The sequence below is a fragment of the Undibacterium sp. MH2W genome (assembly GCF_049340215.1).
Taxonomy (GTDB): Bacteria; Pseudomonadota; Gammaproteobacteria; order Burkholderiales; family Burkholderiaceae_D; genus Undibacterium.
This window is the reverse complement of the sequence record NZ_JBMPPA010000002.1, coordinates 685185-700033: the sequence shown is the minus strand read 5'-3', so window position 1 is coordinate 700033 and position 14849 is coordinate 685185. Positions and strand designations below refer to the sequence as shown.

At 49.2% G+C, this 14849-nt stretch carries 13 protein-coding genes and 1 tRNA gene; 12 read left to right on the top strand and 2 right to left on the bottom strand.

Translation table 11 applies throughout. The features are described from left to right. Nucleotides 1–183: 183 nt before the first annotated feature. The 7 genes from ACO0K2_RS07420 (at nt 184) to ggt (ending at nt 7540) form a co-directional block, all read left to right on the top strand. Nucleotides 184–2031 (top strand): tetratricopeptide repeat protein, encoded by a 1848-nt coding sequence (locus ACO0K2_RS07420; RefSeq protein ID WP_423017268.1) that lies wholly within the window; start codon nt 184–186, stop codon nt 2029–2031. 61 nt (nt 2032–2092) lie between these two features. Continuing rightward, nucleotides 2093–2791: an outer membrane lipoprotein LolB gene (locus ACO0K2_RS07415; protein WP_423017266.1), complete on the top strand. Its 699-nt coding sequence runs from the start codon at nt 2093–2095 to the stop codon at nt 2789–2791. Nucleotides 2792–2809: 18 nt separating this feature from the next. Further along, complete coding sequence (gene ispE / locus ACO0K2_RS07410) at nt 2810–3664, top strand: 4-(cytidine 5'-diphospho)-2-C-methyl-D-erythritol kinase (protein WP_423017264.1); 855 nt, start codon at nt 2810–2812, stop codon at nt 3662–3664. A gap of 68 nt (nt 3665–3732) precedes the next feature. Beyond that, nucleotides 3733–3809 (top strand) — tRNA-Gln (locus ACO0K2_RS07405). A 120-nt stretch (nt 3810–3929) separates the two neighbouring features. Beyond that, complete coding sequence (locus tag ACO0K2_RS07400; protein ID WP_423017262.1) at nt 3930–4892, top strand: ribose-phosphate pyrophosphokinase; 963 nt, start codon at nt 3930–3932, stop codon at nt 4890–4892. Between the two features lie 113 nt (nt 4893–5005). Then, nucleotides 5006–5593, top strand: coding sequence for a 50S ribosomal protein L25/general stress protein Ctc (locus tag ACO0K2_RS07395; protein ID WP_423017260.1), 588 nt, complete (start codon nt 5006–5008; stop codon nt 5591–5593). A gap of 210 nt (nt 5594–5803) precedes the next feature. Next, a complete protein-coding gene (ggt, locus tag ACO0K2_RS07390; protein ID WP_423017258.1) occupies nt 5804–7540 on the top strand; it encodes a gamma-glutamyltransferase in 1737 nt (578 codons plus the stop codon). A gap of 78 nt (nt 7541–7618) precedes the next feature. Here ggt and ACO0K2_RS07385 read toward each other — a convergent pair whose 3' ends face one another. After that, nucleotides 7619–8206 (bottom strand): 5-formyltetrahydrofolate cyclo-ligase, encoded by a 588-nt coding sequence (locus ACO0K2_RS07385; protein ID WP_423017256.1) that lies wholly within the window; start codon nt 8204–8206, stop codon nt 7619–7621. Between the two features lie 35 nt (nt 8207–8241). On the opposite strand from ACO0K2_RS07385, the gene ACO0K2_RS07380 reads away from it, so the two are divergent. The 4 genes from ACO0K2_RS07380 to ACO0K2_RS07365 all read left to right on the top strand — a co-directional run bounded on the left by ACO0K2_RS07380 (nt 8242) and on the right by ACO0K2_RS07365 (nt 12925). Beyond that, nucleotides 8242–10212, top strand: coding sequence for a transglycosylase SLT domain-containing protein (locus tag ACO0K2_RS07380; protein ID WP_423017254.1), 1971 nt, complete (start codon nt 8242–8244; stop codon nt 10210–10212). After that, nucleotides 10212–10925 carry a glutathione S-transferase family protein gene (locus ACO0K2_RS07375; RefSeq protein WP_423017252.1) on the top strand — a complete coding sequence of 238 codons (714 nt, stop codon included), beginning with the start codon at nt 10212–10214 and terminating at the stop codon, nt 10923–10925. Before ACO0K2_RS07380 ends, ACO0K2_RS07375 begins: the two co-directional genes overlap by 1 nt. Before the next feature lie 2 nt (nt 10926–10927). Then, the gene (locus ACO0K2_RS07370) at nt 10928–12157 is read left to right on the top strand and encodes a multifunctional CCA addition/repair protein (protein ID WP_423017250.1); all 1230 of its coding nucleotides are present in this window, start codon (nt 10928–10930) and stop codon (nt 12155–12157) included. Between the two features lie 99 nt (nt 12158–12256). Then, nucleotides 12257–12925: a GNAT family N-acetyltransferase gene (locus ACO0K2_RS07365; protein WP_423017248.1), complete on the top strand. Its 669-nt coding sequence runs from the start codon at nt 12257–12259 to the stop codon at nt 12923–12925. Nucleotides 12926–12937: 12 nt separating this feature from the next. On the opposite strand, the gene ACO0K2_RS07360 is transcribed toward ACO0K2_RS07365, so the two are convergent. Next, entirely contained in the window at nt 12938–13441 is a 504-nt protein-coding gene (locus ACO0K2_RS07360; protein WP_423017246.1) for an Lrp/AsnC family transcriptional regulator, read from the bottom strand. Between the two features lie 207 nt (nt 13442–13648). Between ACO0K2_RS07360 and hppD the strand changes: the two genes are divergently transcribed. Continuing rightward, nucleotides 13649–14764 (top strand): 4-hydroxyphenylpyruvate dioxygenase, encoded by a 1116-nt coding sequence (gene hppD, locus ACO0K2_RS07355; protein WP_423017244.1) that lies wholly within the window; start codon nt 13649–13651, stop codon nt 14762–14764. Nucleotides 14765–14849: the final 85 nt, after the last annotated feature.

Below are 14849 nucleotides of genomic sequence, written 5' to 3'. Positions count from 1 at the left end.
AGTGAAAGCTTTTTTCGGCAAACGATGGCACGTCGCCGCTTTTATTCAGGTGGGACATGTTGCTGCCAGACCGGAAGATACGATGAGGCTCCCTTGGCACAAATGGTAGACACTTGGCAAAAACATACACTATCTAAATACTTCGGCGTAAAATCAGCCATCACTGCACATTTCGGATTCGTCTTGAAAACTATTCCAGCTTCTGTCACTACCTCCATCGCCTCCGCGCTCAAACCTGCGGTCTTTTTTACTTGCGCGGCATTGCTCTCAGCCTGTACCAGTATGGGTGGCGTTGCACCGCATCCTGTTGCTGATACAAGCCATGCCAACGATGCAGCGCAGGCTGCTTTGGCGGCAGACAAAGATTTGAATGGTCCGGCGCAGCCCGTCATCGAAAATAAAGAAAAGCTGCCAAATGCCGCATTAACGGAAGAGCTGTTTTACAAAATTGTGACGGCAGAAATCGCCTACCAACGCGGCAATTGGCAAGCGGCCTACGTCACCCTGCTAACAAGCGCACAACAAACGCGTGACCCGCGCTTGGCGCGACGTGCAGCGGAAATTGCACTGAGCGTTAAGCAAGCTGGAGAAGCGCTTGGCGCTATCCGCTTGTGGCGTGAGTTAGCACCCGACTCCAACGAAGCGACACAGTTCTACCTTGGCTTCATGGTGATGAATAACAACTTATCGGAAATTCGGAACGTTTTTTCCGATAAATTAGCCGCGTCTGAAGGCAAACAAACGGCCGTTGTGATGTTGCAGGCGCAACGCCTTCTCTCTCGGGCGCGTGACAAAAATGCAGCCTTTGACGTCCTCGAAGAGTTACTCACCCCCTACAAAGCTTTGCCAGAGGCGCATTTGGCGTTAGCCCAAGGGGCATATACGAAAGGCGACAACCAGCGTGCCATTACCGAAGCGAATGTGATGTTGGCAGCGCACCCTGACTCGCAATTAGCGATCTTAACGATTGCCCAAGCATCTTCTCAACCAGAAGCTGCAACCGCACTGGCCGCATTTATTGCTAAAAATCCGACTGCCCGTGATATTCGATTAGCGTATGCAAGCATTCTGATTGATCTCAAGCAAATGGATAAAGCACAGCAAGAGTTTCAGATCATTTTGCATGACAATCCGACCGACGTGAACGCCATGTACACCCTCGGCGTTCTCGCACTAGGAAAAAATCAATTAACGCAAGCAGAAACGTACTTTTTACGTTATCTCAAGACGCTGGATGAAAAATCAGATGACCGGGATGCGACCTCTACGTATATCAATCTGGCGGGGATTGCGATTGAGCGCAAAGACTACAAAGCCGCGCAAGACTGGTTAGCAAAAGTAGAGTCCTATGATGGTCGCAATCCAAGTTGGTTCAACGTCCAATTGCGTCGTGCAAGCATCATGGCACATGAAAAAAATATAGAAGACGCCGTGACGCTGCTGCATGAGATCAAACCAGCTGGCGATACCGAACAAATCCAAATTGTTCAAACTGAGGCACAAATTTTACGAGAAGCCAACTTAACAGACCGCGCCGAAAAAGCACTGCAAGCAGGTCTGAGTGCTCATCCCGACAGTCCGGACATCATGTACGACTATGCCATGCTGCTCGAATCGCAAGATCGGGTGCTGGAAATGGAATCATTGTTGCGTAAAGTGATTGAATTGGCACCCACAAGTCAACATGCCTACAACGCGTTGGGCTATTCACTTGCCGACCGTAACATCAGACTGGACGAAGCATTAACGCTCATCGAAAAAGCGAATCAGTTAGCACCAAATGATCCGTTTATTATCGACAGTCTTGGCTGGGTCAAATTCCGGATGGAAAAATTTGATGAGGCCGAATCCTTGCTGCGACGCGCTTATGAATTGCGTCCGGACGCTGACATTGCCGTCCACTTAGGTGAAGTGTTATGGCGCGCCGGTCACAAAGATCAAGCAATCAAGCTATGGCGCGAAGCACGTACCAAAGATGCGGATAACGCAGCGTTAAAAAGTACTCTCACAAGGTTAAACGTCCGCTTGTAATTTGTGATTTGTAATTTCAATCTAACCAACAAGGCGAGTACGATGCTCGCCTTGTTGCTGCATGAAGATTGTCACGGTTGCTGGTCACAGCAATAACAGACACCGCCATCAACACCAGCCGGAATCAACAACAATGACACAAGGTTACAGATTCGCCCTCAGGACGGCGGCATGTACACTGAGCCTCTTGCTGCTCAATGCCTGTAGCACGCTTGGTGCGCGTCCTGCACTGGGTCAACCCGAAACACATACCGACGCATTCGACCAACGCATTTACCAAGACGACATTTCTCTGAGCGGAAAAATTTCAGTACGCTACGAAAAGAAAGGAAAGCCAGAGCAGTTACCTGGCAGTTTCGACTGGGATCAGCACGGCACAACATTGCACATCACACTCTTCTCTCCGTTAGGACAGACCGTTGCGCGTATTACGCAAGAGGGTCAGCGGGCGATGTTAGAGCAGGACGGACAGGCACCTCGGTATGCTCAAGACCTCGATGAACTGCTGCAGGATCGTTTAGGATGGGCCTTGCCCGTCGCGGGCTTACGTGACTGGCTGCAAGGATTCATCCGTCAAGCGGATGGCACACGTCGAGGCCTTCCTCGCATTGATCAACAGATTGAGAACGATGGCTGGCTGCTCCGGTATGCGAGCTGGCAACAAGACATCAACTTGCCAAAACGCATTGAACTCAATCGCGATACCACGCAAGCGGGTCATGTCAGTATCAGTATTTTTATTCAACCGCCGGGCAATTAACCGTCATCCGATCACATCATGAAGCAAACTCACCTCCTCTGTCAGGCGCCAGCCAAACTCAATTTATTTCTGCACGTGACAGGTCGCCGTGCTGATGGCTATCATTTGCTGCAGACCGCCTTTCAGTTGATTGACCGTTGTGACACGCTAGAAATCGAAGTCCGTGCAGATAGTCGCATCGTACGGTCCAACGACATCCCTGGCGTTCCCGCAGAGTCGGACCTCATTGTGCGTGCCGCACAGTTACTTCAGCGCCATACAGGCTGCAAACAAGGTGCAAACCTGACGTTGCATAAAATTCTTCCCATGGGCGGCGGTCTGGGTGGCGGCTCTTCGGATGCAGCATCGACGTTAATTGCTCTAAATCATTTATGGCAAACAGGACTCAGCAAAACGGATCTGATGGCGCTCGGCTTGCAATTAGGCGCGGATGTGCCGTTTTTTATTTTCGGTGAGAATGCGTTTGCCGAAGGCGTCGGGGAAGAATTATGTGCAATTCAGACACCAGAACGCTGGTTTGTGGTCATCGAACCAGGTGTTCAAGTACCCACGCCGGCAATTTTTTCGGCAAAGGAGTTGACAAGAGACACGAAGCCCGTCAGAATAGCGGACTTTTCCAGCACTGCTGAAATGTTCTGGAAAAATGATCTGCAAACAGTTGCCTGCGCATTGTTTCCGGAAGTTGATGAAGCAGTAACATGGCTTTCACAATTCGGAAATGCGAAGATGACAGGTTCAGGAGCTTGTGTTTTTTGTGCTTTTGCTGACGAATCAGCAGCAGACAAAGTAATCAACCAAGTGCCCGAACGCTGGACATCATGGAAAGCAAAAGCGCTGAGTCGCCACCCGATGGCAGACTTGATGCAGAAATAAAAATTTGGTCTGATGCCGATTTGCCGTTAAAATAGCGACAATTCTGGACGACAGACAAACGGTTGTGTAGGGGAATCGCCAAGCTGGTTAAGGCACCGGATTTTGATTCCGGCATGCGAAGGTTCGAATCCTTCTTCCCCTGCCATTAAATTAAAGCCGCCGCATAAATTGTGCGGCGGCTTTTTCAGTTTTTATCTTTGATTTATTTACAAAAAGCTACGTAAATAAATCAAATCCTCAAAAAATTCAGCCGATAGGTCCCGCCATGGCAAACGCGCGCGCAAATGACAATATGATGGTCTTCACTGGTAATGCGAATCCTGCATTGGCTGCTGGAGTTGCCAAACAACTGGGCATTCCTCTCGGTAAAGCAGATGTGTCTAAGTTCTCCGACGGCGAAGTCATGGTCGAGATCAACGAAAACGTTCGTGGTAAAGATGTTTTCGTTTTGCAATCGACTTGTGCACCGACGAACGACAACTTGATGGAAATCATGTTGATGGTGGATGCATTAAAACGCGCTTCCGCTGGTCGTATTACTGCAGCGATCCCTTACTTTGGTTATGCACGTCAGGATCGTCGTCCACGTTCAGCACGTGTTGCTATCTCTGCAAAAGTGGTCGCTAACATGCTCGAAGAAGCTGGCGTTGATCGCGTACTGATTATGGATCTGCATGCAGATCAAATTCAGGGTTTCTTTGATATCCCTGTTGATAACATCTACGCTTCGCCTATTTTGTTGGGCGATCTGGTGGCAAAAAATTATGACGACTTATTAGTCGTTTCACCTGACGTGGGCGGCGTTGTTCGCGCACGTGCTCTGGCAAAACGCTTGGGCTGCGATCTGGCCATTATCGACAAACGTCGTCCAAAAGCCAACGTATCTGAAGTCATGAACATCATCGGTGAAGTCGAAGGTCGTAACTGCGTCATTATGGATGACATGGTAGATACCGCCGGCACACTGACAAAAGCAGCTGAAGTATTAAAAGAACGTGGCGCGAAAAAAGTACTGGCCTATTGCACACACCCAGTTCTGTCCGGCCCTGCGATCACACGTATTTCGCAATCACCACTCGATGAATTGGTTGTAACTGACACCATTCCATTGACTGAAGCAGCAAGAGCCTGCCCTAAGATTCGTCAGTTATCCTGTGACAGTCTGTTGGCAGAGACATTCCGCCGCATCACCAAAGGCGAGTCTGTCATCTCCTTGTTCACAGACTAAGACAAGTTTCTGCGCCCATGCTGACATGAAGTCAACGTGGGCGTTTCTTATGTATCCCTGGTCGCGGGGATACAAAACCGCAAGTTAGCACTTGCACATTTTGGAGTAACACCATGAAAGTTATCGCATTTGCACGCAAAGAACAGGGGACCGGAGCGAGCCGCCGCCTGCGCATTGCTGGCCAAACACCTGGCATCATCTACGGTGGCACAGAAGCCCCAGTATCCATCGCCCTGGATCACAATGCGTTGTACCACGCATTGAAAAAAGAAGCGTTCCACTCTTCTATCCTGGACCTGGAAGTTGACGGTAAAGTTGAAAAAGTATTGTTGCGCGACTTCCAAGTCCACGCATACAAACAATTAGTATTGCACGCTGATTTCCAACGCGTTGATCCTAACCAAAAGATCCACGTTAAAGTGCCTCTGCACTTCGTTAACGCTGACGTATCTCCAGCTGTTAAATTGCACGCTGCTGTTATCAGCCACGTTGCAGTTGAACTCGACATCTCTTGCTTGCCAGCAGATTTGCCAGAATTCGTTGAAGTTGATCTGTCCAAACTGGACGCTGGTCAATCCATCCACGTATCTGGCTTGGTATTGCCAAAAGGCGTTACTGCAGTTGTTCACGGTGATGACGCAACTGTTGCTATCGCTACAGTACCAGCTGGTGCAGTATCTGCTGAATCCGAAGCAAAATAATTATCGCTTGCTTCTGCTTTCGAGCACAAAAAAAGCCACCTTCGGGTGGCTTTTTTTATTCCTTTATTCCTTTATTCCTTTATTTCTATTATCAATAGAATTTAAACCGAAATAAATGAGGTCTGTTACCATGCTATTAGCATAACCATTAATTATTCTGTAGCTTCTCCGTCAGAAACTACTGCACCTATTTGAAGTGAGCCATTCGTGATGATGAAAAAAAATATCTGCTTTTCACTTGTTATTGCTTCCGTATTGAGTCTGACATCGACCGTTGGTCAGGCCCAAATCGCAAGTAATGTTCATTACGACACCAATTTTCCCATCATCAGTCCCGTCACGAATAAAAACGGCATGGTGGTGACGGAGCAAGCCCTTGCCACGCAAGTGGGTGCGGATATTCTTAAACGCGGTGGAAACGCCGTCGATGCTGCCGTTGCCGTCGGTTTTGCACTTGCTGTGGTGCTGCCTAACGCTGGCAATATTGGTGGCGGTGGCTTTATGATGATTCATGATGCCAAATCTGGCAAAGATATTGCACTCGATTTTCGTGAGTTAGCGCCTGAAAAAGCCCATCGTGACATGTATCTGGATGCGAAAGGTAATGTCATTCCAGAGAGTTCCATCTACAGCCACAAAGCCATTGGTGTCCCTGGCACCGTCGCTGGTCTGGATCTGGCATTGCGCAAATATGGAACAATGCGACTTGCCGACGTGATTGCACCAGCGATTCGTCTTGCCGAACAAGGATTTCCGATCACTCCCCACCTAGCGTCGTTGCTCGATGCTGAGCGAGATCATTTAGGCAAATGGCCGGCTAGTCGAGCGATCTTTTTCAACAATAACAAGCCTTTAACAACAGGCGAAAAGTTGATTCAAAAAGATCTCGCGCACTCACTGAAGCTCATCGCAGAACAAGGGCCAAAAGTATTCTATGAAGGCGAAATTGCGCAGAAAATTGTTGCCGAGATGCAGAGACACGATGGCATTATTTCTGCGTCAGACTTGAAAAACTACAAAGCCGTGGAGCGAACACCTGTCAGAGGCACTTACCGTGGCTATGAAATCGTGTCGATGCCGCCACCAAGTTCTGGGGGCGTTCATATCGTCCAGATGCTCAATATGCTGGAACATTTCCCCTTAAAGGACCAAGGGCCTAACAGCGCAAAAACGCTGCATGAACTCAGCGAAGTCATGAAACTCGCCTACGCAGACCGCTCTGAATATTTAGGCGACCCCGATTTCTTGCATGTACCCGTTGCGGGACTCACCTCGAAAGACTACGCTGATTTCTTGGTCAAAAAAATCGATCTGACTCAAGCAACACCATCCGAGCAAATCAAACCTGGTAAGCCAGTGGCGTATGAAAGTGATCAGACCACGCATTACAGTATTGCAGATCGGTTCGGCAATGTCGTTGCGACAACCTATACACTGAATCTGAATTTCGGTAGCGGTATCGTTGCGGCGGGTACAGGTATTGTATTGAACGATGAGATGGATGACTTTTCGGTGAAACCTGGCGCACCAAATGCATTTGGATTAATTGGCGGTGCCGCGAACGCTGTTGGTCCCTTCAAACGCCCATTAAGCTCAATGTCTCCGACGATTGTTCTCAAGGATCATAAGCCCTTTTTGGTCACGGGCAGCCCAGGTGGAAGCCGGATTATCACCACCACCTTGCAAACTATCATTAACGTCATCGACTTCAATATGAATGTTGCTGAAGCAACCGTGACACCGCGTATTCATCAGCAATGGATGCCAGACCAGTTGCGCTACGAAAAAGGGATCAGTGCTGACACCCTGTCCATCCTTGAAAAGCAGGGTCAACATCTCAGACCTGGGCAGGTCATGGGCAAAACACAGACAATTCAGATTCAACAAGATGGATTTTCAGGATATTCTGACCCCCGCAATCCTGATGGCTTAGCCGCCGGTTTCTGATTCCTACCAAGCAGACTCTGCGGATAACAGTAGCATCTAAGGAAAATGCAGTAGAAAGACTCGCGGCTGAGCGTCAACCTAATCGATGTGCTCAGTCAGTATGATTGTCATTGGAAGATCGTGTTCCCCAGGAGTGAACGTACATTGTTGATTCTGGTAAGCAATGCCAATCGACCTCGCAGAAGGTAACTGACTGAGTGTCCGGTCATAGAAACCGCCACCATAGCCCAACCGATACTTCTCTTGCGTAAAACCAACGCATGGAATCAATATCACCTCGGGTGTGACGATACGGTCACGTTGCAGCGGAACTGGAATCCCGAACTCATCCGTCGTCATCACTTCATTCGGCTCCCAAGCCAGAAATAATAACGGTGCATTTTTTCTAACAACGAGGGGGAAAGCAACTTGAATTCCCATCTCACTCAGGGTGGAATAGCAACCTTGAATGTCTGGTTCATGTTGGATAGGGGCGTATACCGCGATACTTCGTGGTTTTTCCTTTTTGCACCATGCCAACAACTGCCGCATCAGCGATTGATCCCACTGCTGACGTAAGGCCGGGTCCACCTGCCGACGCTGCTGTATCAAAAGTTGACGCAATGTACGACGATCATGATGAACTTCTGTTCGCGTCGGGTGTGCGCTGGGTGAAGGCTGTGTCATACTGTCAGAAATTAGTTTTTTACAACGATCTCAAGATGTCTGTGAAATATCAACTCGCGCAAATCAGTCTGGTTATCTTAGCAGGTTTAAGTGCCTTTCCTGCTGCCTGCTCAGCAAGCAACAAAAGAAGCTTCATCAACGACGATGACCGTTTTATGGCATTGCGCGATGCAGCCTATCACGATGACGCCACCAATGCGGACATTCATGCGTCAGCGTTGGAGGGCTATGAGATTCCATCCTACGTGGATTATTACCGTATCCGTGCACATTTACTCAAAGCATCTAACGCTGAGATTGCCGCTTTTATTACAAAGTATGATGGTAGTGCCATCGCCGACAGAATGCGCAATGATTGGCTGAGTTTGCTTGGCAAACGCGGTAATTGGGAGCTCTTTGACCAGCAATACCCCCTCTTTGTGGTTGCCGACGATAACCAATTACGTTGCTATGCGGTCATCTCTAAAGCGGTGAAAGGGCAAAAAGTCAGTACCGAAGCCAAAAATCTGCTCAACGCACCGCGTGATTATGGTGATGGCTGCTACACAATGGTCACCTACCTGAAAGACACGGGTCAGTTCACGCAAGCAGATATCTGGACGCAGATGCGAATGGCGGTTGAAAACGGTGCTCAACCTTTGGCGCAACGACTTGGAAAATTACTCGACCTGCCAGAGAAGAAAATTAGCACGCTATTCGACAAGCCAGAAAAACTCTTTAAAAAGGGACCGGACAATAATCCCTCCAGTCGCGAGCTTTTTGTCGCGGCACTGGGGCGCATTGCAAAAAGCGACCCAACTGAAGCAGCAGCCCTATTGTCTCTTTATAGCAACCGACTAAACGACGAACAACGCAGTAATGGATGGGCGCAAATTGCCCTCCAGTCCGCGTTCAAGCTCGAACCTGAGGCGCTCGCCTACTGGGTACGCGCCGATGGTGCCACCTTATCGACCGACGCCTATCAATGGCGCGCTCGGACTGCCCTGCATGAAGGCGACTGGAAGTTACTCAAAAACGCGATCAACGCGATGCCTGCCAACTTGAAAAATGATCCGACATGGATTTATTGGATGGGACGCGCCCTCAAAGCAGAAGGCAAAGCGGATGAGGCGCGCAAATTGTTTGCCGGTATCGCTGATCAGATTCATTTCTATGGTCAATTGGCACTAGAAGAAAATGGGCAAAAAATAGGGGTACCCATTGCAACACGGCCAATCACGCCAGACGAATTAGCGCCTATGGAAAAAAATCCCAACTTACAACGGGCATTGAAATTCTATTCCATGAACTTACGCACTGAAGGCAATCGCGAATGGAACTGGGAGTTACGCAAGTTCAATGAGCGCCAACATCTCGCCGCGGCAGAACTCGCCCGTAAAAACAACCTGCTCGACCGCATGGTGAACACCTCGGATCGGACAAAAAATGAAGTTGATTTTAGCCAACGATTCCCGACACCGTTCAACGAAAGCATGTACAAAACAACGCAAGCGCTTGGGTTGGATATGGCATGGGTCTACGGCCTCATCCGTCAAGAATCACGTTTTATCATGACCGCCAAATCGCAAGTCGGTGCCAGTGGTCTCATGCAGATCATGCCCGCTACTGCGCGCTACGTCGCCAAGAAAATGGGGCTCGATAATTATGTCGCCACGCAGGTTAATGATATTGACACCAATATCGTGCTGGGTACGAACTACCTCAATATGGTACTGACCGATTTAGGTGGCTCTCAGGCATTGGCTTCTGCCGCCTACAATGCAGGTCCAGGCCGCCCACGCGCTTGGCGAGCAAAGCTCAGTAGACCAGTAGAAGGTGCCATCTTTACCGAAACGATCCCGTTCAACGAAACACGGGGCTATGTAAAAAACGTTCTCTCCAATGCTACTTATTACGCGGCACTTTTTGAAAAGAAACCCCAGTCTTTAAAAGCCCGTCTCGGAATCGTCGTGCCCAAGGGCATGTCAGCCAGCGATGCAGACTTACCTGACGAGATCAAACAATAATGCAAGATACTGAAATCCATCCAGCGCTCGCAGCGATCATGAATGACCGCAGGTCACCGATCGTATTAGTCATCGGTAATAAGAATTACTCCTCGTGGTCAATGCGACCATGGGTGCTGATGAAAGCTTTCGGCATTCCGTTTGAAGAAGTGCGAATTCTCCTTGGGCAACCTGATACCACCACCAGAATTGCCGAGTACTCGATGGCGGGTAAAGTGCCAGTGCTTCTGATGAATGACGTGACCGTCTGGGATTCACTGGCAATCTGCGAATTTTTAGCAGACCAATTTCCTCAGCTCGCCTTGTGGCCGGAAAATTCTTCCGCGAGAGCCCATGCACGTAGTATTTGTGCAGAGATGCACGCTGGGTTCTCATCGCTACGCTTTGATATGCCAATGAATATTCGCTCTTCCTTGCCTGGCAAAGGTCGCACGCTGGGCGCACAAGCGGATATTGGTCGTATCTGTGAGATCTGGGAGGAATGCTTTGCACGTCATGGCGCGCACGATTACCTCTTTGGCGAATTTTCTATTGCAGACGCCTATTTCGCGCCTGTCGTCATGCGTTTTCGTAGTTATGGCGTCTCACTGGCACCTGCATTGCAGGCGTATGTTGACCGTATCACGGCCCACCCTGCCGTGATGCAATGGATTCGTGAAGCATGCGCAGAAACCGAAACCATGGCATGGCATGATGCCCGCTCTGAAAAATAAGCATGAAGAAGACGTACATTGTTGGCGGTGCCGTCCGTGATGGCTTACTCGGTCTTCCAGTACAGGACCGTGATTATGTCGTCGTGGGAAGCACGCCAGAACAAATGCGGGCTGAAGGATTTCGTCCGGTGGGTAAAGATTTTCCGGTCTTTCTCCACCCGAAAACAAATCAAGAATATGCACTCGCGCGCACTGAACGTAAAACCGCAGCGGGCTACAAAGGATTTGTGTTTCATACCGACGAACACGTCACCTTAGAGCAGGATCTGATTCGGCGCGATTTAACCATCAACGCCATGGCGCAGGATGAGCAAGGCGTGATTTACGATCCTTTTGGTGGACAGCAGGATCTGGAAAAGCGACTTTTTCGCCATGTGTCCGACGCATTCACGGAAGATCCTGTCCGCATCTTACGATTAGCACGGTTCGCTGCACGTTTTTCAGTCGCACCGTATGATTTTTCTGTTGCACCTGAAACGATGGCGCTCATGACATCGATGGTGGAGGCAGGAGAAGTCGACGCTTTGGTTCCTGAGCGTGTGTGGCAAGAGATCGCGCGCGGCTTGATGGAAGTAAAGCCGTCGAGAATGTTCGACGTCCTCAGGGCGTGTGGTGCGTTAAAACGCCTCCTGCCAGAGCTCGATGCGCTATGGGGTGTTCCACAACCAGAGAAATACCACCCCGAGATTGACACCGGTGTGCACGTGATGCTGGTGGTCGATTACGCGGCAGCCCAAGGCTATTCACTGCCGATCCGATTCGCTGCCTTGTTGCATGACCTCGGTAAAGGGACAACCCCGCCCGAACTCTGGCCTCGTCACCATGGTCACGAAGAACGCAGCGCCGCATTGGTCGATCAGGTCTGTCAACGTTTGAAAGTTCCTGCAGACTGCCGCGACTTGGCATTCATGACGGCCCGCGATCACGGCAACGTCGGAAAAGCATTGGAAATGCGCCCTGCAACAATCGTCGATCTATTGACGCGAAATGACGCCTTTCGTAAGCCGCAACGGTTTCTCGATATGCTTCGGGCGGCCGAGTGTGATTGTTTCGGTCGAACAGGGTTAGAACACGTCCCGTTTCCTCAACCTGCCTTTCTTGAAGGCGCATTGCATGCAGCGCAGCAAGTCAATGGTGGCGAGATTGCCCGAGAGTATGCCGATCAGCCAAAACGCATCCCAGAAGCGATCCGCGAAGCAAGAATTCTTGCAGTGCAACAATTCAAGAAATAGATAATTTCTTCTTATTTTCAAGCTTTTCTGGAATAATCAGGGTGAATCGTCTAGAATACTTTGTGCACTGCACCAATTCGGTCGTAGTAAGGAGGCATCATGAATCCTGTCGATATTTTCCCCATGAATTTCAGTAAGTCCAGTGGATCTGGCAAAGCAAACATCTACGTCAAAGAACTCTCAGAAAAGGATCGGCATCGTATCCTGCGGCACTTTCTCGCCCTCGAAGAAAGCGATCGTCTATTGCGATTTGGCACTTATTTGCCTGACGCCATGATCGAAAAGTATGTCGAAGGAATCGATTTTTCCCGCGATAAAGTGTTCGGTGTTATGAGCCATCATTTCCGGCTTGTTGGTGTTGGACATTTGGCCTTTGCCCCGCGCAGCGAAAAAGACGAAGCAACAGACAAAGATACCGTCGCAGAGTTTGGTGTTTCCGTATCAAAAACAGCCCGCGGCAAAGGTGTCGGGGCAAAATTATTTGAACGTGGCGCTATCCATTGCCGCAATGCAGACGTCGACACACTGTATATGCACTGTTTGTCTTCCAATCAAACAATGATCCATATCGCCAAAAAGGCCGGGATGGAAATTCATCGCGAGTACGGTGAGGCCGATGCCTACCTCAAACTGTCCCCCGCCAACCCAGCCAGCGTCTTACGCGAAGCCGTTCAGGAGCAAGTTGCTTCGATCGATTACAGCATCAAAGCCAATACGCGAGCAGCGGTCAAATGGATCCGACATCTGCCTGGCATCAGACAGAAATAACGCAAAATCACATCACGCCCCTCCCAATACTGGCAGGGCCGTGGTCTCCTTGATCTGCTGCAACGCGAAACTCGATTTCACGTCAAGGACCGATGGATGGCGTAATAAGGTTTCCATCATGAATCGTGAAAAGTGGTCCATGTCCTCAACATGAACACGTAACAAGTAATCCATTTCACCCGTCATCGCGTAACAAGCAACTACCTCTGGCCACTGAGCGACAGAAGCTGAAAAATCATCACGGGGCGAACGAGAGGCCCCTTTGCCGGGGTGATCGCTATGCTTTTCGAGGCGCACGTTCACGTAAGCAAGCAATCCAAGGCCAATTTTGGTCGGTTCCAGTAAAGCAACGTATTTGCGGATCACGCCGGTTTCTTCCAGTCGTTTAATACGCCGCAAACAAGGTGAAGGGGACAAATTGATACGCTCCGCCACTTCCTGATTAGTCAGCTGCCCATCTGATTGCAAAATAGCAAGGATTTTGCGATCAATTTTATCCAAGACAATCTCAGTCATAAAATGCCACTCATTGGTTTATCTACGCAATATTATTGCTTACATTTTGTTTTCTTTGGGTTATTTTGGAATTTTATGGCGCGTTTGACGGACTATACTGATACTTTGATCTACGTCAAATCAACGCCAGAATGACATCACGGCGGCGTAGCGCTCGATGCAGAGCATCATTGAATTTAGTTGACCTTACTAATAACGGAGACCAGCATGACATTCCAGACATGGGAAAACCCAATGGGTACCGATGGCTTTGAGTTTATCGAATACGCAGCACCAGATCCAAAAGCACTCGGCGATTTGTTCGTCACGATGGGTTTTACAGCGATTGCTAAACACCGTACGAAAGATGTGACCTTGTTCCGTCAAGGCGATGTCAACTTCATCATCAATGCAGAGCCCGATTCTTTCGCACAAAAATTCGCCCGCAAGCACGGTCAGTCCGTATGCGCTTTTGCTTTCCGCGTGAAAGATGCGAATGCGGCGTACAAACGCGCGCTTGAGTTGGGTGCCTGGGGATTTGATAATAAAACAGGTCCGATGGAACTGAACATCCCTGCGATCAAAGGTATTGGCGATTCCTTGATTTATTTCGTTGACCGCTGGCATGGCAAAGATGGTGCCGAACCAGGTGCCATCGGTAATATCAGCATTTATGACGCTGACTTCGTTGCATTGCCAGGCGTGGCTTCCAACCCTGTGGGCAACGGCTTAACTTACATTGATCACCTGACACACAACGTTCATCGTGGTCGTATGAAAGAGTGGGCAGATTTCTACGAAACACTATTCAACTTCCGCGAAATTCGTTATTTCGATATCGCTGGTAAACACACCGGTCTGAAGTCAAAAGCGATGACATCTCCTTGTGGCAAGATTCGTATTCCTATCAACGAATCTTCTGACGACAAATCTCAAATCGCTGAATACTTGGATCAATACCATGGCGAAGGTGTTCAACATATCGCGATGGGAACCGATAATATCTACAAAACCGTCGGCGACATGAAAGCGGCTGGCGTGAGCTTCCAAGACACGATCGAAACGTACTATGATCTGGTTGATCGTCGCTTGCCGGGTCACGGTGAAAACCTCGAAGAATTACGCAAACTGCGGGTACTGATCGACGGCAAGAGCACCGAGACATCCCGTGAATTGTTGTTGCAGATCTTTACGACAACGGTTATTGGTCCGATCTTCTTTGAAATTATCCAACGTAAGGGTGATCAAGGCTTTGGCGAAGGTAACTTCCGTGCGCTATTCGAATCGATTGAGCTTGACCAGATTCGTCGCGGCGTATTGAAAGACGAGAAGGCAACTGCCTGATCCACTGCGTTACAGCGCGACTGCACATGAGACAACAACAAAAGGCTGACACCTCAACAGGTCAGCCTTTTGTCCTTTCACAATA